17 protein-coding genes are annotated in these 24,146 nt (G+C 75.2%); 13 read left to right on the forward strand and 4 right to left on the reverse strand.

Features of this window, described 5'->3' with window-relative positions:
* Positions 1-112 precede the first annotated feature (112 nt).
* Positions 113-1,081 (forward strand): FHA domain-containing protein, encoded by a 969-nt coding sequence (locus OF117_RS05455; RefSeq protein WP_263551790.1) that lies wholly within the window; start codon positions 113-115, stop codon positions 1,079-1,081.
* Positions 1,082-1,116: 35 nt separating this feature from the next.
* On the opposite strand, the gene glgX is transcribed toward OF117_RS05455, so the two are convergent.
* The gene (glgX, locus tag OF117_RS05460; RefSeq protein ID WP_263551791.1) at positions 1,117-3,267 is read right to left on the reverse strand and encodes a glycogen debranching protein GlgX; all 2,151 of its coding nucleotides are present in this window, start codon (positions 3,265-3,267) and stop codon (positions 1,117-1,119) included.
* Positions 3,268-3,345: 78 nt separating this feature from the next.
* Here glgX and OF117_RS05465 point away from each other — a divergent pair, with 78 nt between their 5' ends.
* On the forward strand, positions 3,346-4,146 hold the full coding sequence (locus OF117_RS05465; protein WP_263551792.1) for an ABC transporter ATP-binding protein: 801 nt from the start codon (positions 3,346-3,348) through the stop codon (positions 4,144-4,146).
* A gap of 8 nt (positions 4,147-4,154) precedes the next feature.
* On the opposite strand, the gene OF117_RS05470 is transcribed toward OF117_RS05465, so the two are convergent.
* A complete protein-coding gene (locus OF117_RS05470) occupies positions 4,155-4,820 on the reverse strand; it encodes a GAP family protein (RefSeq protein WP_263551793.1) in 666 nt (221 codons plus the stop codon).
* 79 nt (positions 4,821-4,899) lie between these two features.
* Between OF117_RS05470 and OF117_RS05475 the strand changes: the two genes are divergently transcribed.
* The 5 genes from OF117_RS05475 to OF117_RS05495 all read left to right on the forward strand — a co-directional run bounded on the left by OF117_RS05475 (position 4,900) and on the right by OF117_RS05495 (position 9,720).
* On the forward strand, positions 4,900-5,469 hold the full coding sequence (locus OF117_RS05475) for a TetR/AcrR family transcriptional regulator (RefSeq protein WP_263551794.1): 570 nt from the start codon (positions 4,900-4,902) through the stop codon (positions 5,467-5,469).
* Between the two features lie 39 nt (positions 5,470-5,508).
* Complete coding sequence (locus OF117_RS05480) at positions 5,509-6,294, forward strand: enoyl-CoA hydratase/isomerase family protein (protein ID WP_263551795.1); 786 nt, start codon at positions 5,509-5,511, stop codon at positions 6,292-6,294.
* A gap of 118 nt (positions 6,295-6,412) precedes the next feature.
* Entirely contained in the window at positions 6,413-7,555 is a 1,143-nt protein-coding gene (locus OF117_RS05485) for a PLP-dependent cysteine synthase family protein (protein WP_318014220.1), read from the forward strand.
* A 350-nt stretch (positions 7,556-7,905) separates the two neighbouring features.
* Complete coding sequence (locus tag OF117_RS05490; protein WP_263551796.1) at positions 7,906-8,685, forward strand: electron transfer flavoprotein subunit beta/FixA family protein; 780 nt, start codon at positions 7,906-7,908, stop codon at positions 8,683-8,685.
* Positions 8,686-8,754: 69 nt separating this feature from the next.
* On the forward strand, positions 8,755-9,720 hold the full coding sequence (locus tag OF117_RS05495) for an electron transfer flavoprotein subunit alpha/FixB family protein (protein ID WP_263551797.1): 966 nt from the start codon (positions 8,755-8,757) through the stop codon (positions 9,718-9,720).
* 277 nt (positions 9,721-9,997) lie between these two features.
* Here OF117_RS05495 and OF117_RS05500 read toward each other — a convergent pair whose 3' ends face one another.
* Positions 9,998-12,385: a DUF222 domain-containing protein gene (locus OF117_RS05500; protein WP_263551798.1), complete on the reverse strand. Its 2,388-nt coding sequence runs from the start codon at positions 12,383-12,385 to the stop codon at positions 9,998-10,000.
* 221 nt (positions 12,386-12,606) lie between these two features.
* Between OF117_RS05500 and OF117_RS05505 the strand changes: the two genes are divergently transcribed.
* The 5 genes from OF117_RS05505 (at position 12,607) to OF117_RS05525 (ending at position 19,674) form a co-directional block, all read left to right on the forward strand.
* On the forward strand, positions 12,607-14,124 hold the full coding sequence (locus OF117_RS05505) for an MFS transporter (RefSeq protein ID WP_263551799.1): 1,518 nt from the start codon (positions 12,607-12,609) through the stop codon (positions 14,122-14,124).
* 72 nt (positions 14,125-14,196) lie between these two features.
* On the forward strand, positions 14,197-15,402 hold the full coding sequence (locus OF117_RS05510) for a cysteine desulfurase family protein (protein WP_263551800.1): 1,206 nt from the start codon (positions 14,197-14,199) through the stop codon (positions 15,400-15,402).
* Positions 15,399-16,472, forward strand: coding sequence for a tRNA 2-thiouridine(34) synthase MnmA (mnmA, locus tag OF117_RS05515; RefSeq protein ID WP_263551801.1), 1,074 nt, complete (start codon positions 15,399-15,401; stop codon positions 16,470-16,472). The genes OF117_RS05510 and mnmA overlap by 4 nt, the downstream gene beginning before the upstream one ends.
* Before the next feature lie 145 nt (positions 16,473-16,617).
* Complete coding sequence (locus OF117_RS05520; protein ID WP_263551802.1) at positions 16,618-18,549, forward strand: bifunctional metallophosphatase/5'-nucleotidase; 1,932 nt, start codon at positions 16,618-16,620, stop codon at positions 18,547-18,549.
* A 105-nt stretch (positions 18,550-18,654) separates the two neighbouring features.
* Complete coding sequence (locus tag OF117_RS05525) at positions 18,655-19,674, forward strand: methionine synthase (RefSeq protein WP_263551803.1); 1,020 nt, start codon at positions 18,655-18,657, stop codon at positions 19,672-19,674.
* A gap of 9 nt (positions 19,675-19,683) precedes the next feature.
* Here the strand turns inward: OF117_RS05525 and OF117_RS05530 are convergent, their stop codons facing one another.
* A complete protein-coding gene (locus tag OF117_RS05530) occupies positions 19,684-21,741 on the reverse strand; it encodes a cation:proton antiporter (protein WP_263551804.1) in 2,058 nt (685 codons plus the stop codon).
* A 206-nt stretch (positions 21,742-21,947) separates the two neighbouring features.
* On the opposite strand from OF117_RS05530, the gene ligA reads away from it, so the two are divergent.
* Positions 21,948-24,086 carry an NAD-dependent DNA ligase LigA gene (gene ligA / locus OF117_RS05535; RefSeq protein ID WP_263551805.1) on the forward strand — a complete coding sequence of 713 codons (2,139 nt, stop codon included), beginning with the start codon at positions 21,948-21,950 and terminating at the stop codon, positions 24,084-24,086.
* Positions 24,087-24,146: the final 60 nt, after the last annotated feature.

Here is a 24,146-nt window from a genome sequence, read left to right on the forward strand (position 1 = left end):
CGGGACACTCGCACCACGGGTGTCCCAGCGACCCCGCGAGGTGCCGCGGTCGCCCGGCGTGGCGGGTGCGCGCGGCTGCCCGCGCGTGTCGCGGGCAACTAGGCTGGCCGTCATGCCCGACCGCTGTGAAGTCCTCCCCGGAGACGCCGTCGTCGCCCGCCGTGGCGGTGGTCTGTTGTGGGTCGACGCGCCCGGTTCGCCCGCTCTCGTGGCGGCCCTGCACGCCTGCCTCGGAATCGCCGGCCCCGGTGCCGACCGTGTCCTGTCGGCGGTCGCCGGTCAGGTGTCCTCGCTGGCCTCCGGGACGGCGTCCTTCGCCCTCGTGCTGGCCGACACCGCCGGCGGGTCGGGTACCGGTGTCGCGCTCTGGTCGGGCAAGGGTCAGCCGGCCGTCGACGGCGTACCGGTGAGCGGGTCGTCGGTGGAGGGCTGCACGCTCGCCTCGGGCTTCCAGCTGGGTCAGACCCTGTACGTGGGCCCGGGCGCGGCGGCGCCGTCCATGCCGCCGGGCGTCGCGCTCGACCTGGTCGAGGGCACCGTGCCGGGCTCGGGCGCGATGCTGCAGCTGGCGGCCCGCGCGCACTCGTCGGCCGCCCCGCCGGCCACCTCGGCGCCGTCGTCCTACACCGCCGCGTCCGACGCGGGCTTCGGTGCGGCCTCCTCGGCCTCCTCGGCCTCCTCGGCGGCCGAGCGGCCCCAGTCCGGCGAGCAGACGGCGTTCTGGCGGCCGGAGTCCGCGACGCCGGTCCTGCGCTTCGACGACGGCATGGTGGTCACCGTCGACGAGGACCTCGTGCTCGGCCGCCGTCCGGACAACCACGAGCTGGTGACCTCGGGCAGCGCGCGGGCGGTGCCGATCGCCGACACGCAGAACGTGCTCTCCTCCGCGCACGCCGCGCTGCAGCGCTCCGGCCGCGAGGTGTCGCTGGTCGACCTCGGCTCGCTCAACGGCACGCACGTCGCCGGCCCCGAGGCCACCGAGTGGACCCAGCTCGAGCCCGGCGTCGCGCACCCGCTGTCCGACGGAGACCGGCTGCTGCTCGGCTGGACGGTCATCACCTTCGAGCAGTCCCAGGACTGAAACACTGCGATCCTCCGGATCGCGGTGTCACCGTGTCAGGGCCGGCGGAGGATCCGCATGAGCCAGACGCAGCGGGACGGGATCTCGATCGGCCCAGGGGCGACGACGGCGGTGCGCGGCGGTGAGCCGGTGGCGTACTCGGTGCTCAACACCAGTTCGTAGCCGTCGCCCCACGGCGGACCGGGCAGCCGCACGGTCACCGGCTCCGGGCCGGCGTGCAGCCAGACCAGCCACGAGTCGTCGACCAGCCGGCGGCCGTGCGGGTCGCGCAACCGGACGGCGCGGCCGTCGAGGTACATGCCCAGCGTCTGCAGGCCGGTGTCGAACCAGTCGGCGACGGTCAGCTGTCCGCCGGAGGGGGCGAACCAGGCGAGGTCCCGGGTGCCGCCGACGCCGGGCAGCTCGGTGCCGGGCAGCTCGTGCCCCTCGAAGAAGGCCTCCTGGCGCAGTGCCGGCGCCTTCCGGCGCAGGTCGATCAGCCGAGTGACGTAGGCCAGCAGGTCCTCGTCGACGGCCTTCCAGTCCATCCAGGAGAGCTCGTTGTCCTGGCAGTACGCGTTGTTGTTGCCCTGCTGGGTCCGGCCGAACTCGTCGCCCGCCGTCAGCATCGGCACCCCGGTCGACAGCAGCAGGGTGGCCAGGTGGTTGCGCACCTGCCGGGCGCGGAGGGCCACGACGTCCGGGTCGTCGGTGGGCCCCTCGACGCCGCAGTTCCAGTTGCGGTTGTGGCTCTCGCCGTCGCGGTTGCCCTCGCCGTTGGCCTCGTTGCGCTTGCCCTGGTAGCTGACCAGGTCGGCCATGGTGAACCCGTCGTGCGCGGTGACGAAGTTGATGCTGGCGAACGGCCGCCGCCCGTCGGACCGGTACAGGTCCGACGAGCCGGTCAGCCGGTAGGCCAGGTCGCGGACGCCGACGTGCGCGCCGGACCAGACGTCGCGCACGGTGTCGCGGTAGCGGCCGTTCCACTCGGTCCACGGCGGCGGGAAGTTGCCGACCTGGTAGCCGCCGGGGCCGACGTCCCACGGCTCGGCGATCAGCTTGACCTGGCTGACCACCGGGTCCTGGTGGACGACGTCGAAGAAGGCGCTCAACCGGTCGACGTCGTGCATCGACCGCGCCAGCGCGGAGGCGAGGTCGAAGCGGAACCCGTCGACGTGCATCTCGGTGACCCAGTACCGCAGCGAGTCCATCAGCAGGGCCAGGACGGGCGGACGGCGGACGTCGAGGGTGTTCCCGCAGCCGGTGTAATCGGTGTAGCGGGCCGGGTTGCCCGCGTCGAGCCGGTAGTACCCGGGGTTGTCGATGCCCTTGAACGAGAGCGTGGGGCCGGTGTGGTCGCCCTCGGCGGTGTGGTTGTAGACGACGTCGAGGATCACCTCGATGCCCGCCGCGTGCAGTTCCTTGACCATGGTCTTGAACTCGGTCACCTGGCCGCCGCCGCTGCCCGCGGAGCTGTAGGCCGCGTGCGGGGCGAAGTAGCCGAGGGTGTTGTAACCCCAGTAGTTGGTCAGGCCGCGGCGCATCAGGTGCGGCTCGCTGACGAAGTGGTGCACGGGGAGCAGCTCGACGGCCGTCACCCCGAGCGAGGTCAGGTGCTCGAGGAAGGCCGGATGGGCGAGGCCCGCGTAGGTGCCGCGCAGCGCGGCCGGGACGCCGGGGTGGCACATCGTCGCGCCCCTGACGTGCAGCTCGTAGATGACCGTGTCCGACCACGACGTCCGCAGCGGCTGGTCGCCGCCCCACGGGAACGTGTCGTGGGTGACCACGCCCCGGGGCACCACCGGGGCGGAGTCCCGCCCGTCCGGGGTCGTCGAGTCGACGGCGTCGCCCGGGTAGCCGAACATCGCCGGGTCGAGCACGAGGCCGCCGTCCACGGCGTGCGCGTACGGGTCCAGCAGCAGCTTCGCCGGGTTGTAGCGCAGCCCCGCGGCCGGGTCGTACCACCCGTGCACCCGGTAGCCGTAGCGCTGACCGGGGGCGACGCCGGAGATGCGGCCGTGCCACACCTGGTGGGTGCTCTCCTCCAGGCGCTGGCGGTGCTCGGTGCCGTCGTCGTCGAACAGGCACAGGTCCACCGCCTGGGCTCCGGCGGACCAGAGCGCGAAGTTGGTGCCGGTGCCGTCCCACCGGGCACCCAGCGGCGCCGGCGAGCCGGGCCAGACCTCGAGGGCTGCGGGTTCGGTCACCCGGACGATCATGCCCTCTCCCGCCCGCGCGTGCGGCAGGGGCACTCCGTCCGGTGGCGGCGGAGGCGGGTTGGTTGGATGGGGCGCGTGCCGAGCGAACCGGTCGTCGAGATGCACGGGGTGGACGTCGTCCGGGGGCAGAACCACCTGCTGCGCGGCGTGGACTGGACGGTCGAGGCCGACGACCGCTGGGTGGTGCTCGGCCCCAACGGCGCCGGCAAGACCACGCTGCTCCAGCTGGCCGCAGCCCAGATGCACCCGACCCGGGGCGAGGTGCAGCTGCTGGGCGAGACGCTCGGCGCGGTCGACGTCTTCGAGCTGCGCCCGCGCATCGGCCTGACCAGCACAGCGCTGGCCCAGCGGCTCGCGCCGTCGGAGCGCACCGGCGACATCGTGGTGTCGGCCGGGTACGCGGTCGTCGGCCGCTGGCGGGAACGCTACGACGTCCACGACCTCACCCGCGCCGGGATGCTCATGGAGCAGTGGGGTGTGGCCGCCTTCGCCAACCGGCCGTTCGGGACGCTCTCGGAGGGGGAGCGCAAGCGCGCCCAGATCGCCCGCGCCCTCATGCCCGACCCCGAGCTGCTGCTGCTCGACGAGCCGGGCGCCGGCCTCGACCTCGGCGGGCGCGAGGACCTCGTCTCCCGGTTGACCGACCTCGCCCGCTACCTCTACGCGCCGGCGCAGGTGCTGGTGACGCACCACGTCGAGGAGATCCCGCCCGGGTATACGCACGCCCTCCTGCTGCGGGAGGGGGCGGTGGTCGCGTCCGGTCCGCTGGACGACGTCCTCACCGGCGAGGCGCTCTCGGAGGCGTTCGGGCTGCCGCTGACCCTCGACCGGCAGGACGACCGCTTCACCGCCCGCCGCGCGGCGTAGCGGCGCAGTCAGGCGGTCGCGGCGACGACTCCGGCACCGATCGCCAGCAGGGTCAGCCCCGCCGCGGCCGGGACGCTGCGCGGCACCGTGCGCTCACGGCCGATGCGGTCGTAGACGCGCGCCAGCCGGCGCCGGACCCGGTCGCGGTGCAGCGTGCCCAGCACCAGCAGGACGAGGCAGGGCAGGCAGTAGACGACGTCGTAGAGCGCGAGCACGCGGACGCCGGCCCCGGTCGGCACGTCGGCGGCAATGAGCCGCTCGATGGCGATGAACAACGGGAAGGCGTTGGGCAGGTCGGCGCCGGTGACCAGCACGCCGATCGGCGCGGCGGTCCAGGGCGAGAACCACGCCGGCAGCTCGACGGCCCCGCGGCGCCGCTCGCGCAGCCTCCGGACGGCGACGACGAGCAGGGCCAGCGCGGTGAACGCGAAGGCGACCCGCCGGATCCACACCAGCCCGCCCGACACCGCCTCTGCCGCGGCCCCGGCGGACAGGAACACCACGGTGCCCAGCGCCAGGACGACGGCGTAGCAGCCGAGCACGAAGGCGAGCGCAGACGCCACCGGCCGGCGCATCGGCGACAGCAGGATCAGCGCGACGCCGGCGATGGTGGCCGGGTTGAACGAGTCCACGGCGGCGAGACCGGCGATGCCGGCGGCCAGGGCGGGGGTCATGGACGGACAGCGAGGCTTGGCATGAGACTATATTAGCTCATCTGAGACATATATGTCTCATGGGGACTAGGATCGCGACGTGACGTCCCGTGATCCCATCGCCGACGCGGCCGCCCGCTTGCTCGCCGCCCGGCCCACCGCGTCGATGGCCGAGGTCGCCGCGGCGGCCGGTGTCAGCCGGGCGACGCTCTTCCGCCGCTACCCGTCGCGGTCCGCGTTGGTGATCGAGCTGAGCCGGCGTGCGGTCGAGGCGTACACCGCGGCGGTCGAGGAGGCGCGGCTGGAGGAGGGGCCGGCGGCCGACGCCCTCGCCCGGCTGCTCGGCGGGCTCACCCGCCTGGCGCCCGGGTACGGGCTGCTCGCACTGCAGCCGATCGACGAGGCCGTCGAGGCCGACCTGCTGGCGCTCGCGGCGGAGACCGACGACCGGGTGCGCCGCATGGTGCACCGCGGCCAGGAGTCCGGCGACCTCCGCGTCGACGTGCCGGCCGAGTGGGTGCTGTCCTCGGTCACCTGGCTGGTGGTGGCCGCGGCCGACGGCGTCCGCCTGGGCCGGCTCGCCGCAGGGGACGTCGAGCGGCTGCTGACCATGACCGTCCTCGACGGCCTGCGGCGACGGGGCGCGAGCGCCGGCGACGCGGCTGGCTAGGGTCGCTGCGACGACGTCGTCGCAACCAGGAGGACCCCCGTGGCCGAGCCCGAGTTCGTGACCCTGACCGTCGAGGACGGGGTGGGCACCATCCGCCTCGACCGGCCGAAGATGAACGCGATCGACGAGCAGCTGCACCGGGAGGTGCGCGCCGCCGCGCAGCAGGCCACCCAGGACCCCGACGTCCGGGCCGTCGTCCTGTACGGCGGGGAGAAGGTGTTCGCCGCCGGTGCCGACATCAAGGCGATGAGCCGGCTCGACCGGGCGGGCATGGTCACCTGGGGACGGGAGCTCACCGCGTCGTTCACCGAGGTGTCGCACATCCCGAAGCCGGTGATCGCGGCGATCACCGGCTATGCGCTGGGCGGCGGCTACGAGCTCGCGCTGTGCGCCGACTTCCGCGTGCTCGGGGCGAACGCCAAGATCGGCCAGCCGGAGATCCTGCTCGGCGTCATCCCCGGTGCCGGCGGCACGCAGCGGCTGGCCCGCCTGGTCGGCCCGGCCAGGGCCAAGGACCTGGTCTTCACCGGTCGGCACGTCGGTGCGGAGGAGGCGTTGGCCATCGGGCTGGTCGACGCCGTCGTCCCGGACGACGAGGTGCGGTCGACGGCGGTCGCCATGGCCCGCAAGTTCGCCACGGGGCCGCCGCTGGCGCTGGCCGCGGCGAAGAAGGCGGTCGACGAGGGCCTCGACCTCCCGCTGGCCCAGGGTCTGGAGCTGGAGAGCCGGCTGTTCGCCGAGCTCTTCGACACCGAGGACCAGAAGGCCGGCATGAGCAGCTTCCTGGAGCACGGCCCGGGCAAGGCCACGTTCACCGGGAGGTGACGTCGGCCGTGCCGGAGCTGTGCGATCGGGTGCACGCCGTACCGGGCGTCGAGGGGTGCGTCCGTGCGCGGAGCGCGCCGACCGGTGGGCCGACGGGGGCCGGACGACGGGCGACGGCGTGAGCTCCGCCGGGCCCGACGCCGGGACGACCGATCTCGGGGACGTCGACAGGTCCGATCCGGCCGGCCGGGCGTGGGTGGACCGGGCCGTCGCCGCCGTGGAGGCCGACGCGCGGCGCAGTGCCGACACGCACCTGCTGGTCCACCCGCTCCCGCCGCAGTGGGGCGTCGATCTCTACCTCAAGGACGAGTCGACCCATCCGACCGGCAGCCTCAAGCACCGCCTGGCCCGCTCGCTGTTCCTCTACGGGCTGTGCTCGGGGCAGATCACCGAGGGCAGCACGGTGGTGGAGGCGTCGAGCGGTTCGACCGCGGTGAGCGAGGCCTACTTCGCGCGCATGCTCGGCCTGCCGTTCGTGGCGGTGATGCCCCGCTCGACCAGCCCCGAGAAGGTGGCGCTGATCGAGTTCCACGGCGGTCGGTGCCACTTCGTCGACTCCGCGGCGGAGATCTACGACGCCGCCCGCCGGCTGGCTGCCGAGTGCGGAGGTCACTACCTCGACCAGTTCACCTACGCCGAGCGGGCCACCGACTGGCGGGGCAACAACAACATCGCCGAGTCGGTCTTCGAGCAGCTGGCCCTGGAGCGGCACCCGGTGCCCGAGTGGGTGGTGGTCGGCGCGGGCACCGGCGGCACCAGCGCCACCATCGGCCGCTACCTGCGCTACCGGCGGCTGCCCACGCGGCTGGCCGTCGTCGACCCGGAGGGGTCGTCCTTCTACCCGTCCTGGCGCGACGGCGACCCGACGGCGGCGACGGGGCGCCCGTCACGCATCGAGGGAATCGGCCGCCCGCGGGTGGAGCCGTCGTTCGTGCCGACGATCGTCGACCGGATGCTGTGCGTGCCCGACGCGGCCTCGCTCGCGGCGATGCGCCACCTGGAGCGGATAACCGGACGCCGGGCCGGCGGCTCCACCGGGACCAACCTGTGGGGCGCCTACCAGCTGGTCGCGGAGATGGTCGCCGCGGGGCGCAGCGGGAGCGTGGTCACGCTGCTGTGCGACGGCGGCGAGCGCTACGCGCGCACGTACTACTCCGACGACTGGGTCGCCGGGCAGGGCCTGGACCTCAGTCCACCGACCGCGACGCTCGAGCACTTCCTCGCCACCGGGGAGTGGCGACCGCCGGGCGACGGAGCGTGACCGGGCGCCCGGTGCTCGGCGTCCGCCCGGCGCCCCGGTCTCCCGCCCGCCCGGGTGCGGACCGGTCGGCGAGGGGCGCCGGCGACCGCCGTCCGGCGACGGCTGAGGTGTCGGTCGGCCCGGTGTCCGGTGTCCAGTGTCCGGTGTCCGGTGTCCGGTGTCCGGTGTCCGGTGTCCGGTGTCGACGTCCCGGGTCGCCCGCGGCCGCCCTGCGTGACCTGGGTCACCGTGGGCGGCCCAGGGGCGGGAGACCCCCGCGCCCGGCGGTAGCCTCGGTGCTCGGAGCCCAGTCCGGCTGCACGGCGGGCAGCGCCCCGCGTCCCGATACCGCGTCAGGTAGGTGAGCCCCGATGAACATCGTCGTTCTCGTCAAGCAGGTCCCCGATTCCGGCAGCGAGCGGAAGCTGGACCCGGCCGACAACACCGTGGCGCGCGCCGGAGCCGACAACGTCATCAACGAGATGGACGAGTACGCCATCGAGGAGGCGCTCGTCGTCAAGGAGGCCCACGGCGGCGAGGTCACCATCCTGACCGTCGGCCCGGATTCGGCGGCCGACGCGATCCGCAAGGCGCTGTCGATGGGTGCTGACCGGGCGGTGCACGTGACCGACGAAGCGATGCACGGCTCGTGCGCGGTGCAGACGTCGGCGGTGCTGGCCGCAGCGCTGCAGCAGATGGACTACGACCTGATCCTGTGCGGCGCGGAGTCCACCGACGGGCAGGTGTCGGTGATGCCGGCGCTGCTGGCCGAGCGGCTGGGCATCCCGCAGCTGTCCGGGGCGCGCAAGCTCACGATCGACGACGGCGTGGCCAAGGTCGAGCGGCAGACCGACGGCGGCTTCTGGGCGCTCGAGGCGCCCCTTCCGGCGATCGTGTCGACCTGGGACACCATCAACGAGCCGCGCTACCCCTCCTTCAAGGGGATCATGGCGGCGAAGAAGAAGCCGGTGGAGACCAAGACGCTGGCCGACCTGGGCATCGACCCGTCGACCGTGGGGTTGGCCAGCGCCACCTCGCAGGTGCTGGACTTCTCCGGTCGGCCGCCGAAGGGGGAGGGCGTCAAGGTCGCCGACGAAGGCGACGGTGCCGACAAGCTCGTCGAGTACCTCGCGAGCCAGAAGATCGTCTGACTCCGTCGCGGCGGTCCCGCCTCCCCGACACGCACGCGTCAGAGAAGACGTAGAGGAGCAGCGAAAGACATGGCAGAGGTCCTGGTCCTGGCCGAGCTCGACCCGACCGGTGACGGCGTCCGCAAGACGACGCTCGAGGCGCTGACCGCCGCTCGTGCCCTCGGCGAGCCCGCCGCGGTGGTCACCGGCGCTCCCGGCTCCGCCGCGAAGGTGCGCGAGAAGCTGGCCGAGTACGGGGCGGCCAGCGTGTACGTCGCCGAGTCGCCCGAGTTGGACGACTACCTGGTCGCGCCGAAGGCCGAGCTGCTGGCGAGGCTCGTGGCCGAGACGTCGCCCGCCGCAGTCGTGATCCCGTCGTCGGCGGAGGGCAAGGAGGTGGCCGCGCGGCTGGCGCTCAAGACGGGCTCGGGCTTCCTCACCGACGTCACCGAGATCGCTGCCGACGGCACGGCCACCCAGGTGGCCTTCGCCGGTGCCACCGTCGTGCACGCCAAGGTCACCACCGGCACGCCGATCTACACGCTGCGCGGGAACTCGGTCACCGCAGAGCTCGCGCCGGCCGCCGGCGAGGAGAAGCCGGTCGAGGTCGTCGTCTCCGAGGAGGCGAGGAAGACCCGGGTGCTCGACCGCGTGGTCGAGCAGAAGTCGTCGCGGCCGGAGCTGACCGAGGCCTCGATCGTCGTCTCCGGCGGCCGCGGCGTGGCCAGTGCGGAGAACTTCTCGATCATCGAGGGTCTGGCCGACTCGCTCGGCGCGGCAGTCGGCGCCTCGCGCGCCGCCGTCGACTCCGGCTTCTACCCGCACACCTTCCAGGTGGGGCAGACCGGCAAGACGGTGTCGCCGCAGCTCTACATCGCCGTCGGCATCTCCGGGGCGATCCAGCACCGCGCCGGCATGCAGACCTCGAAGACGATCGTCGCGGTGAACAAGGACCCCGAGGCGCCGATCTTCGAGTTGGCCGACTTCGGCGTGGTGGGCGACCTGAACACCGTCGTCCCCGAGGCGACGAAGAAGATCATCGCCCGCAAGGGCTGAGCGGGATCGCCCGCAAGGGCTGAGCGTGGTCGCCCGCAAGGGCTGAGCGGGATCGCCCTCAAGGGCTGAGCGGGATCGCCCGCCCGGATCGAGCACGTCACGCATCGAGCGCCGCACCCGGTGGGGTCGGCGCTCGATGCGTGTCCGGGGACGGTACGACGCGGCCGCTGGAGGCGACGCACCGCGCAGACCGCCTGTCGACCAGCGCGAACGCGAGGACGGCGATCGCCGGGGCGAGGCTCGGTGTGGGGCCAGCCCCGCGCATGCGCGAGCACGGTCAGAACGGGGGGAGATCGTCGTCGGCGCCGTAGCGGGGTGGGTGGGTGACGATCACGTCGCCGCTGGGCGTCTGGACGGCGAGGCCGTCGTCGTCGGCCGGGGCGATCCGCCAGCCGGGGGCCTGGTGCTTGAGCCGGTGATGGGTCTCGCACAGGCAGCACAGGTTGGTGTGCGCGGTGGGGCCGTGCGGCCAGGGGCGCTGGTGGTCGAGGTCGCAGCGGCGGGGTCGGGCGCGGCAGCCGGGAAACCGGCAGCGCCGGTCGCGCAGCCGGACGAAGCGGGCCAGCGCGGCCGGCGGCTCGTAGCCGTCGGTGCCCGGCGGTGGGCCGAGCGGCTGCAGCCGGCAGAGGCCGGTGGCGTCGGTGAGCGCGACCAGGGTGCCGCGCAGCTTGTCGACCACGGCGATGTGCGGGCGGTGGGCCAGCGCGGTGCCGGCGGTGTCGCGGACGGTGAGCAGCGCGGCCAGGTCGAGCAGGTCGCGCTGGTCGCCGTCGGTCCACCGGCCGGCGCGGGCGGCCGCGGCCGCGCCGGCGGCGGCCCGGGTGCGGGCCTGCTGCTGGCGGGTGTCGAGGTCGGCCCGGCGGCGCTGCAGCGCGGCGGCGAACGAGCCGCCGGAATCCGGCTCGCCGCCGGCGGAGCGCGGCTCGGCGCCGGTCGGCCCGCCCTCCGCGGCGGTCACCGCGGGGGTATCCGGCGTTCCGGCCGGTGCGGGTTCGGTGGTGGCGGGTTCGGTGGTGGCGGGTTCGCCGGCGCTTGCCTCGCCCTCGCTCGCCTCTGCGGCACGGGGTTCGGTGGCGGCGGGTTCGCCGGTGCTTGCCTCGCCGTCGCTCGCTCCGGCGGCACGGGGTTCGGTGGCGGCGGGTTCGCCGGTGGTCGCCTCGCTGGTGGCCTGCGCGGCCGCCCCCGGCGCGCCGGGCGCGTACCCGGCGGGGCGCTCGTCCGGCCCGCCGTCCTCGCCGTCCGCGGTCGCGGGCCGGGGCAGCAGGCCCAGCGCGTAGGCCAGCTCGCGGACCATCTCGGCGGGCACCAGCACGCCGTCGACCTCGCCGGGCTCGCCGCCGCCGCGCAGCGTCTCCGCGGACGCCACCACGGTCAGGTCGATCTGCACCGCGGGCAGGTCGTTCTCCCCCGGCCGCAGGATCAGGTCGGCCAGGCAGTCGGCCATCCGCTGGGCGCGGGTCCGCTCGTCGCCGGGGCCGCCGGTGGCCTCGGCGAGCGCCTCCAGGGTGCGCAGGCAGGCCTGGCCGACCGGCCCGGCCAGCACCGCGGTCAGCTCGGCCATGCCGTCGGCGCCCTCGGCCAGGCCGACCCGCCGCGCGCGCAGCGCGCGGACCATCCGCCCGGCGGCGGCCTCGGCGTCCAGCCGCGCCACCACCCGGCGGGCGGCGGCCTTCAGCTCCGGCGGGGTCTTGGCGCCCAGCCGGGCCAGCAGCCGCGCCTCGGCCTGCGCCCGCACGCCTGGGTCGTCGACCGCGCCGACCACCTCGCCCAGCACCGCGGCGTGCGCCGGAGTCAGCCCGCCGTCGCCGAGCGCGGCCAGCGTGCCGGGCAGCCGCTCGACCAGCACCACCGCCTGCTCCAGCAGCGCGGTGGCCGCCGCCCGGGAGATCCGCAGCGCGACGGCCACCTCGTGCACCGCCCACTCGCTGACCTCGGTCAGCGCCGCCGGCCTCGCCGCCCGGGCGGCCGCGGACAGCGCGCCGGTCTGGCCCGGCGCCCGGTCGAAGGCGCCGGCCGGCCGCTGCCGGGCGAAGGCGTGCAGCGCCCTCGCCCGCGCCGCGGCCTGCCGGGACAGCTCCTCGTGCGCCACCCGGGCCTGGTCCAGCGCGTCCACTCCGTGCTCGAGCAGCACCGCCAACGGCGGCCCGGCCGCACCGTCCCCGGCCGCCGGACCGCAGTCCTCCCGCGGTCCCGCGTCACCCGGCTCTCCGCCGGCGTCGAGCGGCGGCGACGGAGCGCGGTCCGCCCGGTCGGTCGCCTGATCCGCCGTCGCGTCCGCGCCACCGGGCTCGGCGGTCCGGTCGGCCGACGGCGCGGCCGCGCTGCTCCCGAGCGCGCCCGCGCGGCCCGCTTGCGTGCCGACGGGGCCGGGATCGGCTCCGCCGGACCCGGCCGGCACCTGCACCCGCGGGTCCGCGCCGCCGGACCGTCCGCGGGCGGACGGCCGGGCACTCGGGCCGGGCCGCGCCGACCCGTGCCGGCGGCCGGTGTAGGAGAACCGGCGTCCGGTGCGCCGGCACGGGTGGACCAGGTCGAGCACGCAGCCGCGCTCACCGGCCGACCACGCGCCGCCGCTCGCGGGGCCGGCCGACTCCAGGCGGGCGGCCAGCCGCCGTTCCGATGACGAGCCGCCGGCAGCAGCGACCGCTCCACCATCATCGAACACGTGTTCGATGATAGCACCATGGCGAGTCGCTGACCAGCCGTTTCCCTCGTCCCGGCCGTTCGCACCGGGAGCGGCGAGTCGTCACCAGAAAGGTGGTGCGGCCGCTCGGTGGTGCGCTGCACACTTCGCGGCGTCGCGTGCCGGCGACCGCACGAGCGCTGCGGCGCGCGGAGGTCGGCGGGAAGCGTGCGGAACCGTGAAGAGTTGGCGGGGGAGTGGGCGTGCGGAGCGGAGGATCGTCGGCGGGGGTGCTGGACCGCGAGCACCGGCGGACGACGGTCGGCCTGCTGACGCTGGTCACGCTCATCGCGTTCGAGGCGATGGCCGTGGGGACGGCGATGCCGTCGGCCGTGACCGAGCTCGGCGGCCTGGCCTGGTACGCCTGGCCCTTCAGCGCCTTCCTGGTCGCGTCGGTCGTGGGCATGGTGCTGGGCGGCGAGGCCGGCGACCGTCGCGGTGCGCGGACAGCCCTGCCGCTCGGCGTCGCCGTCTTCGCCGCCGGACTGCTCGTCGCCGGATCGGCCGGAGCGATGGCCGTGCTCGTGGTGGGGCGCGCGGTGCAGGGCCTGGGCGCCGGCGTGATGGTCGTCCTCCTCTACGTCATCGCCGGTCAGGCGTTCGCCCCGGCCCTGCGACCACGCCTGTTCGGGGCCATCTCCGCGGCCTGGGTGCTGCCCGCGCTGGTCGGCCCGCTCGTCGCGGGTCTGGTCACGACGCATGCCGGCTGGCGGTGGGTCTTCCTCGGTCTCCTGCCCCTGGTCCTCGTCGGGCTCCTGCTCGTGGTCTCCGCCGGTCGCCGCCACGCCGCAGTGGTGGGGGACGGCGCACTGGCGGCTGCTCACGACGGGACGTCGGCCGGTGCCGGTGAGCGCGGGGCGTCGGCCGGTGCCGGTGAGCGGATCTCCGAACGCCGTGGGACGGCATCGACGACGTCCGGAGCCGGCGCCGGCGTCCGCACCGGACGGGCCCGGTGGGCGCTGCTGGCGGGTCTCGGCATCGCCGCACTGCAGTACGCCGGCCAACGCCTGGACCTGCCCGCGCTCGCCGTCGCCGCCGCCGGGATCGCCGCGCTGGCCGCCGGCCTGCGCCGCCTGCTGCCGCGCGGCACCGCGCGCGCGGCGCGGGGGCTGCCCGCGGTCATCGCCTCGCGGGGGCTCCTGGCGGGCGCGTTCTTCGGCATGGACGCGCTGATCCCGCTGACGCTGACCGCCGTGCACGGCTACGAGCCGACCGCGGCCGGCCTGCCGCTGACCGCCGGCGCGATCGGGTGGGCACTCGCCTCGCACCTGCAGGGCCGCCGTCCGGATCTGCCGCGGGAGCGCGTGCTGCGCGCCGGCTTCGTCCTGCTCGCCCTCGGCCTGGCGGGCACCGTCCTGGCCGCGCTGCCGGCCTTCGGCGGCTGGCCGGTGTACCTCTCCTGGACGGTGGCCGGGCTGGGCATGGGCCTGGGCATGCCGAGCGTGGGCGTGCTGCTGCTGGACCAGTCGCCCGAGGACACGCGCGGGGAGAACTCCGCCGCGCTGCAGATCGCCGACGTCACCGCCTCGGCACTGTGCATCGGCCTGGCCGGGGTGCTGGTGGCGGCCGCGACCGCCGGCGCCTTCTCCCTACCGCTCGCCGTGGTCGGCGCGATCGTCGGGCTCACCGCCGTCGCCCTCGTCGGTGTCCGGGTGGCCGGCCGGGCGGCCGCTCCGCCTCGCGAGGCCAGCGCACGCCGCGCGACTACCCTGGCGCGGTGACCGAGTTCGCGAGGTCACGAAGGAGCCCAGCATGACGGTCAGACGGCCGACGAGCGCCCGCGAGGAGGGCAGATGACCTCCTCGGTGCCGGTCTACCTCGACCACGCGGCCACCACGCCGGTGCTCCCCGAGGTGCTGGCCGCGATGACCGAGCAGCTGGGCCGCGTCGGCAACGCGTCGTCGCTGCACGCCAGCGGGCGGGCGGCCCGGCGCGCGGCCGAGCAGTCGCGCGAGCGGTTGGCCGAAGCGGTGGGCGCGCGGCCCTCGGAGGTGCTGTTCACCAGCGGCGGCACGGAGAGCGACAACCTCGCCGTCAAGGGCCTCTACTGGGCCCGTCGGGCCGCGGACGCGCACCGCCGGCGGATCGTCGTCAGCCCGGCCGAGCACCACGCCGTCCTCGACAGCGTCGAGTGGCTGGCCAAGCACGAGGGCGCGGAGGTCGCCTGGCTCGCCGTCGAGACGGACGGGCGGGTGACCCCGGCGGCGCTGGCCGAGGCCCTCGGCGACGGCCGCGACGTCGCGCTCGTGAGCACGATGTGGGCCAACAACGAGATCGGCACGGTCAGCGACGTCGCGGCCCTGGCCGAGCTGGCGCACGGCGTCGGCGTGCCCCTGCACACCGACGCCGTCCAGGCGGTCGGCCAGGTCCCGGTCGACTTCACCGCGAGCGGCGTCGACGCGCTCACCCTGACCGGCCACAAGCTCGGCGGTCCGATGGGCGCCGGTGCGCTGCTGCTGCGCCGGGACGCGGAGTGCACGCCACTGCTGCACGGCGGCGGTCAGGAGCGCGACGTCCGCTCCGGGACCCTCGACGTCGCGGCGATCGTCGGGCTCGCCGTCGCCGCAGCCGGCGCCGTCCGCTCGCGGGTGGGGCGCACCGCGGAGATCGGCCGGCTGCGCGACCGGCTCGTCGCCGGGGTGGTGGAGCAGGTGCCCGACGCCCAGCTCAACGGTCCGGCGCTGGACGACGTCGTCGCCGGCGGGCCCGGGCGGCTGCCGGGCAACGCGCACCTGTCCTTCCCGGGCGCCGAGGGCGACGCCCTGCTCATGCTGCTCGACGCCCAAGGCGTCGAGTGCTCGACCGGATCCGCGTGCAGCGCCGGCGTCGCACGGCCCAGCCACGTGCTGCTGGCCGTGGGCGCCGACCCGCACCGGGCGCGCAGCTCCCTGCGCTTCACCCTCGGCCACACCTCCACCGACGCCGACGTCGACGCCCTGCTCGCCGTCATCGGCCCGGTGGTCGACCGCGCGCGGCGCGCGGGGCTGGGCCGTCGATGAGGGTGCTCGCCGCGATGAGCGGCGGCGTCGACTCCGCCGTCGCCGCCGCGCTGGCCGTCGACGCCGGGCACGACGTGACCGGCGTGCACCTGGCGCTCTCGCCCGACCGGCAGACCCTGCGCAGCGGCGCCCGGGGCTGCTGCAGCGTCGAGGACGCCCACGACGCCCGCCGGGTCGCCGACGAGCTGGGCATCCCCTTCTACGTCTGGGACCTCGCCGACCGCTTCACCGAGGACGTCGTCGACGACTTCGTCGCCGAGTACGCGGCCGGCCGGACGCCGAACCCCTGCCTGCGCTGCAACGAGCGGATCAAGTTCGCCGCCGTGCTGGACCGGGCCCGCGCCCTCGGCTTCGACGCCGTCGTCACCGGCCACCACGCCCGGCTCGCCGACGGCGTCCTGCGCCGGTCGGTCGACCTGGCGAAGGACCAGTCCTACGTCCTCGGCGTCCTCACCGCCGACCAGCTGGCGGGAGCCGTCTTCCCCCTGGGCGGCATGACCAAGGAGCGGGTGCGGGAGATCGCCGCCGAGCGCGGCTTCGCGGTGGCGGCCAAGCCGGACTCGCACGACATCTGCTTCATCCCCGACGGCGACACCCGCGGCTTCCTCACCCGCCGGCTCGGGGAGCGGCCGGGCCCGGTGGTCGACGCGGCGACCGGGACGACCGTGGGGCAGCACGCCGGTACCTACGGGTTCACCGTCGGCCAGCGCCGCGGCCTGGGCGTCGCGGTCGGCGACGCGCGGCCCCGCTACGTGCTCGGCATCGAGCCGGTCAGCCGGACCGTCACCATCGGCACCGCCGAGCAGGCCGGCGTCACCGGGGTGCGGACCGGCCCGCCCACCTGGACGGCGCAGGCGCCCCGGCTGCCCCTGACCGCCGGGGTGCAGCTGCGGGCGCACGGCGCGTCCGTGCCGTGCGCGGTCCACCCGGACGACGGCGGCGGGCTGCGACTGGTGCTGGCCGAACAGCAGCGCGGCGTCGCGCCGGGGCAGTCCGCGGTGCTCTACCACCCCGACCCGGTCGAGGGCGACCGCGTGCTCGGCCAGGGCACCATCACTCACGCAGCGTGACCGAACGACTCCCATATCGGCCTGGGTCTTCCTCGCTCTCCCGGGTTACCCTGCCTCGACGGGGTGGCAAATCCGCAGGACGGAGGACGCCTAGCCGAAGGATCAGGACAGGGCGGTCGCGACCGGACCGCGATGGAGGTCGACGGTGCGATCGCTGAGAGCGATGTCGATGAGCCTTGCGACGGCTGCGGCCATGGGCGGGCCCGTGGTGGCCGACGCGCTCGGTGTCGCCCTCAGCACGACGTCCACGGACGACGTCGCCGTCCAGCTGGTCGCCATGAACGACTTCCACGGCCGCATCCAGGCCACCTCCGGCGACGACAGCAAGCTGGTCGAGCCCGGCCCGGACGGCCAGTACGCCACCCCCGACGACACGACCCTCCTCGTCGGGGGTGCGGCCCACGTCGCGGCCACCGTCGACCGGGTCCAGGAGGGCTTCTGGCAGGAGACCGCCGGCCGCCCCGGCGCGTCGTTCTTCGTCGGCGCCGGTGACCTCATCGGCGCGTCACCCTTCCGGTCGACCGTCTTCAAGGACGAGCCCACCGTCGAGGTCCTCGACGAGATGGGGCTGGACCTGTCCTCGGTCGGCAACCACGAGTTCGACCGGGGGACCGAGGAGCTGCGTCGCCTGTCCGCGGCCACGGACGGCACCTGGAGCGACGACGTCACCGCCTGCCAGGGCGTCACGCCGGACGTCGACGGGTGCTTCGGCGAGGGCGCCTACGCGTTCGACGGCGCGCAGTTCCCCTATCTCGCCGCCAACGTGGTCGACCGGGCCACCGGCGACCCCATGCTCCCGCCGTACCAGGTGCTGCAGAGCGGGTCCGGGCCGCGGCTCGCGCTGATCGGCGTCACGACCCGCACCACCGCCGACCGGGTGCTGCCCGACGGGATCGGCGACGTCGCCTTCATCGACGAGGCGCAGGCGGTCAACCGCTGGATCCCCGAGATCCGCGACCAGGGCATCGAGGCCATCGGCGTGCTGGTGCACGAGGGCGGCGACGACCTCACCCCCGAGCCGCAGGACCCCAACGGCTGCGGCGACCTGCAGGGCCCGATCGTCGACATCAACGCCCGCATCGGCCCGGCGGTCGACCTGGTGATCAGCGCGCACACGAACGCCGCCTACAACTGCCTCCTGCCGTCGGCCGCCGGCGGGGCCCCGCGACTGGTCACCCAGGCCGGCTACTACGGCCGGCTGGTCACCGACATCCGCCTCGTGCTCGACCGCGAGACCGGGGAGGTGGACCGGCGCGCCACCTACGGCGCCACGAACGTCCCCGTCACCCGCGACGTGGTCGACGAGGACGTCGCCGCCGTCGTCGACTACTGGGGCTCGCGGGCCGAGAAGGCGGGGGCCGCTGTGGTCGGGCGGCAGACCGACGACCTCGACCGCGCCTACGCCGGGGGGCGGGTCGTGCAGGACTCCGAGTCCACGCTCGGCAACGTCATCGCCGACGCGCGGCTGGCCGCCGCCCGCTCGGTGCCCGCGCTCGGCGGTGCCGACATCGCCTTCGTCCACCCCGCGACCATCGGGGAGGACCTCGACTGCACCTCCGGCCTGGGCGCGAGCGAGGAGGACGGCGAGATCACGCGGGCCGAGACCTACACCGTCCAGCCGGCCCTCCACACGGTCGACGTCGTCGAGATGACCGGCGCGGGCATCGAGCGGGTGCTCGAGCAGCAGTGGGCGATCCGGGCGGGCGACGAGACCTTCGTGCAGCTGTCGGTGCCCGGCAACGTGCGGTACACGTTCGACCCCGCGGCGCCGATCGGCGAGCGCATCGACCCCGCGCAGGTCACCATCGACGGCGCCCCGCTCGACCTCGACCGGGTGTACCGGGTCGCCGCCAGCTCCTTCCTGCTCAGCGGGGCGGACGGCTTCGGCGCCTTCCTCGACGGGCGGGTGCGAGGCGCCGTCCCGGTCACCGGTCCGTCGGCGAACGAGGTCCTGACCAGCTACCTCGCCTCCGGCGACGCCGTGCAGCCCCCGGCCCTGGACCGCGTCGTGTCGGCCGATCCCGCCCGGCCGTTCGACGACGACGGCAGCGACGACTACTTCCCCGGCCGCTGCTGACACCGCACCACCGCTCGGGCCGGCGCCCGTCGCGGCTCCGGCCCGACCTGCGACCCGAGCCGGAGGCCCGTCGAGCCGGGTGATCCGTCGGGCTACCGTCGGCACGTGGTTCCGAACCAGTCGACCGGTGGGGACCGGTGGTCGTCCGTCGAGACCCGCTGCGGCGCGACCGGCATCGGCTCGCTGCCCGGCACCGATCCGGCCGAGGCGCTGCGCACGGTGCTCGGCGAGCTGCCCGACCTGCCGCACCTGCCCGAGCTGCCCGGCCGCGGCGCCGGTGCGGACCTGATCGGTCGGAGCGCCGCGCTGCTGGTCGACCTGGCCGTCGACCTCACGCCCGCCGGTTGGCGGTTGGTGCCCCGTCCGGGGGTCGACCAGCGCCGGGCCTCGGAGTTCCTCGCCCGCGACCTCGACGCCCTGCACGACGGGGCGGAGGGCTGGACCGGCCCGTTCAAGGTGCAGGCGGCCGGACCGTGGACCCTGGCCGCCGGGCTCGAGCGCAGCCGCGGCGAGCGCGCCGTCGTCGACCCCGGCGCGCGGCGCGACCTCGGCCAGTCCCTGGTCGAGGGGGTCGCCGCGCACGTCGCCGCGGTGCGCGCCCGGGTGCCGGGCGCGCGGGTCGTCGTCCAGTTCGACGAACCCTCCGTGCCCGCCGTGCTGCAGGGCGGGCTGCCCACCGCCAGCGGCTGGGGGAAGCTGCCCGCCGTCGACGCGCCGGACGTCGAGGCCGAGCTCGCCGTCCTCGTCGCCGCGCTCCCGGTGCCGGTGGTGGTGCACTGCTGCGCACCGCGCATGCCGCTGGACCTGTTCCGCGCGGCCGGAGCGGCGGCGCTGTCGTTCGACCTCGGGCTCGTGCAGGACCTCGACGCCGTCGGCAGCGCCGTCGATGCGGGCACCCACCTGTTCGCCGGCGTCGTCCCGGGCACCGACGCCTCCCTGCCGGCGCCGAAGGCGACCGCGTCCCGCGTGCGCGCCTGGTGGAACGAGCTCGGCTTCCCCGCCGCGGGGCTGGCGGACGCCGTGACGCTCACCCCGGCGTGCGGCCTGGCCGGCGCCACCCCCGGTTACGCCCGCGCCGCGATGGCGCACGTCCGCGAGGCGGCCCGCTACCTGCAGCCGGAGTGAGCCCGGCGCTCAGCGCGGTTCCAGCGAGCCCGCCCGCGGGACCTGGTCCGGCTCGGCGACCGTGACGTCGTCGACGAAGCAGTAGCCCCACGTCTCGCCCGGCTCCCCCGAGGAGACCAGCGGGTGGTCCGCCTCGCCGGCGTGCGCCCGGGCGTGCCGGCGGGGGGAGGAGTCGCAGCAGCCGACGTGGCCGCACGTGAGGCAGATGCGCAGGTGCACCCAGTGGTCCCCGTCGCGCAGGCACTCCACGCAGCCCCACGCCCTGGGCAGCACCGGGCGCGAGAGCGGCCCGTGGTCGCAGCCGCTGCCGGCCGGCCACGGGTAGCGGACGACGGCGGTCGTGTCGACGACCGTCTCGTTCTCGCCCGGGGTCTTCTTGCGATGCCCGAGCCGGCCGAGCACCGACAGCACCAGCGCGTGGTCGGAGGCGCGGTCGCGGTCGACCACGGCGTCCGCGCCGGCCTCGGCCAGGACGGCGACGTCGGCGTCGCCCCGCGGGCGGACGACGATCGGCGCCCGCGTCAGCGCCCGGGCCACCGACACCACCCGCTCGGCCTGCTCGGGCTCGTCCTCGGCGACCACGACCAGGCGGGCGCGGGGCACGCCGGCCTCCTGCAGCACCCGGATCTTGGTCGGGTCACCACGCAGCACGGGATGCCCGGCGGCGGCCGCCTCCGCGCCGCCGTCGGGGTTGAGCGTGGTCATGACCAGCGGGATCCCGCGGGAGCGCAGCACGTCCGCCAGGTGCAGCGCCGTCGGACCCCAGCCAAGGAACGCGACGTGGTCGGACAGCGACTCGGGGCCGGGCGCGGAGCGGTCACGGGGCTCGCGGTCCGCGGGCATCGGCGTCACCGCACCCGCCCCCCGGTCGACGCGGGCGCCGAGCGCGGCCAGCCAGGGGGTGGCCACCATGAGCAGCACCGTCGTCGCCACGAAGGTCTGCGCGCCGTCGTCCCCCAGACCCAGCGGCGAGAGCCCGGCGGCCGTGCCGACGGTCAGCAGCACGAAGGAGAACTCGCCGACCTGGGCCAGCAGCAACCCGGACCCCAGGGCGGTGCCCCAGCGGATGCGCAGCGCCAGGACGGCGGCCGACGTGGTCAGCGTCTTGACGACGAGGACGCCGAGGGCGGCGCCGAGCACCAACACCCAGTTGTCCAGCACGAAGCCGACGTCGAGCAGCATGCCGACCGACACGAAGAACACCGCGCTGAAGACGATTTGCAGCGGCAGCACCTCGGCGAAGGCCTGCGAACTGGCCCGGCTCTCGCTGACCATCAGGCCGGCCAGGAAGGCGCCGAGCGAGACGCTCACCCCGGCCAGCGCGGTGAGGAAGGCGGTGCCGAAGCAGATCGCGACGACGGCCAGCAGGAACACCTCGGGCGAGCAGGTGCGGGCCACGACCTCCAGCACCGGCGGCAGCACGCGCCGGGCGACGACGAGGACGCCGGCGACGACCAGCACCGCGGTCCCGGCGGCCCGCAGCAGCGACGTCCCACCGCCCTCACCGTCGCCGCTGTCGCTGCCCAGCAGGGGCACGAGCAGCACCATGGCGACGACCGCGAGGTCCTGGGCGATGAGCAGGGAGAGGGCCAGCTGCCCGCGTCGTCCGGACTGCTCGTGCCGGTCGCCGAGCAGCTTCAGCACGATCGCGGTCGACGACAGCGCGAGCAGGAAGCCGGTGAACACCCCCTCCTGCCAGCTGCCGCCCAGGGCGAGGGTGATCCCGAGGCCGGCGGTCGTCGCGAGGCCGACCTGCACCGCGCCGCCGAGGGCGATCCAGGTCCACACCCGGGCCAGCCGCTCGAGGGAGAACTCGATGCCGATGGTGAACAGCAGCAGGATGACGCCGATGTCGGCCGCCGCCTGCACGATCTCGTCGTTCTGGACGACGCCGAGCTGGGCCGGGCCGATGAGCACCCCGGCGGCCAGGAAGCCGACGATCGGCACCACCCTGGCCCGCGCCATGAGGTAGCCGATGACGGCGGCGGTGACCACCAGGCCGGCCGCCGGCCCGAGGTAGGCGGGTGGGCCCTCGGCCGCCGCGGCGACGACGGGCAGCGGTTCCATGGCGCCTCCTGCTGGGCGAGGGCGGGGCCGGGGCGGCGATCCCGCGGGCGATGGTCCCCCTCGACCAGCCGGGCGCGCCAGGACCGGCCCTTCCGGGACCGGGCTCCGGCCTCGCCGATCCGGCGTTGTGGAGCTGCGTCAGGATGCGGCCGCCCGGGCGGGTGAACGGGCGCGTCCCGGTCGTACCCGCCGGATACCGTGCTGCCGTGACCACCGAAGCCGAGTTGGACGAGCCGGCGGTCGTAGCCGCGACCGACCGGGAGGACGTGACGGAGGTGCCGGACGGCGTCCGCTCGCGCCACCGCGACCTGTCCGAGGAGCTCGACCGCTACGCCTTCGCCTACTACGTGCTCGACCAGCCGTTGATCAGCGACGGCCAGTACGACGAGTTGATGGGCGAGCTGACGGCGATCGAGGCCGGCCACCCGGCGCTGGTCACGCCTGATTCGCCGAGCCAGAAGGTCAACGGCGGCTTCACCGCCACCTTCGCCCCGGTCACGCACCTCGAGCGCATGCAGAGCCTCGACAACGCGTTCTCCGGTGACGAGCTGTCGGCGTGGGCCGGCCGGATCGAGCGCGAGGTCGGCACGGCCGCGGTCTACCTGTGCGAGCTCAAGGTCGACGGCGTGGCCGTCGCCCTCGTCTACGAGCGCGGCCGGCTGGTCCGGGCGGCCACCCGCGGCGACGGCACGACGGGGGAGGACGTCACGGCCAACGTCCGCACCATGGACGACGTCCCGGTGCAGCTGACCGGGGAGGACGTGCCCGAGCTGCTCGAGGTCCGCGGGGAGATCTACTTCCCGATCGCCGCCTTCGCCGACGTCAACGCCGCGATGGTCGAGCAGGGCAAGGCGCCGTTCGCGAACCCGCGCAACGCCGCCGCGGGGTCGCTGCGGCAGAAGGACCCGCGGATCACGGCCAGCCGGCCGCTGCGGCTGGTGGTCCACGGGCTCGGCGCGCGGAAGGGTGTCGAGCCCGAGCGGCAGTCGGCCGCCTACGAGCGGCTGCGGGCGCTGGGCCTGCCGGTCAGCGACCGGTTCGAGGTGGTCGACGACCTCGAGGGCGTGTGGGCCTACGTCGAGCGCTACCGCGAGCAGCGGCACTCCGTCGAGCACGAGATCGACGGAGTCGTCGTGAAGGTCGACCAGGTGGCCCTGCAGCGCCGGCTCGGCTCGACCTCGCGGGCCCCGCGGTGGGCGATCGCCTTCAAGTACCCGCCCGAGGAGGCCACGACCAGGCTGCTCGACATCCGGGTCAACGTGGGCCGCACCGGCCGGGTCACCCCGTTCGCCTTCATGGAACCGGTGAAGGTCGCCGGCTCCACCGTGCAGCTGGCCACGCTGCACAACGCGAGCGAGGTGAAGCGCAAGGGCGTGCTGATCGGCGACACCGTGGTGATCCGCAAGGCCGGCGACGTGATCCCCGAGGTGCTCGGCCCGGTCGTGGCCGCCCGCACCGGCGGCGAGCGCGAGTTCGAGATGCCCACCCACTGCCCGGAGTGCGGCACGGAACTCCGGCCGGAGAAGGAGGGCGACGCCGACATCCGCTGCCCGAACGCCCGGTCCTGCCCCGCGCAGCTGCGCGAACGCGTGTTCCACGTCGCGGGCCGCGGCGCCTTCGACATCGAGAACCTCGGGTACGAGGCGGCGGTCGCGCTGCTGCAGAGCGGGTTGCTGCAGGACGAGGGCGACCTGTTCTTCCTCGATGCCGAGGAGCTCGGGCGGTCGGCGTTCTTCACCAAGAAGGACGGCACCCTGTCGGCCAACGGCCAGAAGCTCCTGTCCAACCTGCAGACCCGCAAGGACGTGCCGCTCTGGCGGGTGCTGGTCGCGCTGTCCATCCGGCACGTCGGTCCCACCGCCGCTCAGGCGCTGGCCCGCGACTTCCGCTCGCTCGACCGCATCATGGCCGCGAGCGAGGAGGAACTGGCCGCGGCCGACGGCGTCGGCCCGACCATCGCCGCCTCGGTGCGCGACTGGTTCGCCGTCGACTGGCACCGCGAGGTGGTCGAGAAGTGGCGTCGTGCCGGCGTCCGGATGGCCGACGCGGGGGAGGACGCCCCGCCCGGGCCCCTCACCGGTGTCACGGTCGTGGTCACCGGCTCGCTGCGCGACCACAGCCGCGACCAGGCGATCGCCGCGATCCAGGAGCGCGGGGGCAAGGTGACCGGCTCGGTGTCGAAGAAGACCGGCTTCGTCGTCGTGGGTGCCGATCCGGGCAGCAAGTACGACAAGGCGCTGCAGGTCGGGGCGACGGTCCTGGACGACGACGGGTTCCGGGTGCTCCTGGACGAGGGGCCCGAGGCGGCCCGGGCGGTGGCGACCGTCGGCGACGGCTCGGCATAGCCCCGGGATCGGCAGGCGACGGGGCGACGGATCGGCGGGGCGACGGGGCGGCGGGGCGAC

The organism is Geodermatophilus sp. YIM 151500 (genome assembly GCF_025716945.1).
Classification (GTDB): Bacteria; Actinomycetota; Actinomycetes; order Mycobacteriales; family Geodermatophilaceae; genus YIM-151500.

Bases quoted from the DNA above. Each gene is read 5' to 3' on its own strand.
- OF117_RS05465 (WP_263551792.1), top strand. From the start codon at position 3,346: ATGGGGCGCGTGCCGAGCGAACCGGTCGTCGAGATGCACGGGGTGGAC.
- OF117_RS05470 (WP_263551793.1), bottom strand. From the start codon at position 4,820: ATGACCCCCGCCCTGGCCGCCGGCATCGCCGGTCTCGCCGCCGTGGAC.
- OF117_RS05510 (WP_263551800.1), top strand. From the start codon at position 14,197: ATGACCTCCTCGGTGCCGGTCTACCTCGACCACGCGGCCACCACGCCG.
- OF117_RS05490 (WP_263551796.1), top strand. From the start codon at position 7,906: ATGAACATCGTCGTTCTCGTCAAGCAGGTCCCCGATTCCGGCAGCGAG.
- mnmA (WP_263551801.1), top strand. From the start codon at position 15,399: ATGAGGGTGCTCGCCGCGATGAGCGGCGGCGTCGACTCCGCCGTCGCC.
- OF117_RS05455 (WP_263551790.1), top strand. From the start codon at position 113: ATGCCCGACCGCTGTGAAGTCCTCCCCGGAGACGCCGTCGTCGCCCGC.
- OF117_RS05495 (WP_263551797.1), top strand. From the start codon at position 8,755: ATGGCAGAGGTCCTGGTCCTGGCCGAGCTCGACCCGACCGGTGACGGC.
- OF117_RS05530 (WP_263551804.1), bottom strand. From the start codon at position 21,741: ATGGAACCGCTGCCCGTCGTCGCCGCGGCGGCCGAGGGCCCACCCGCC.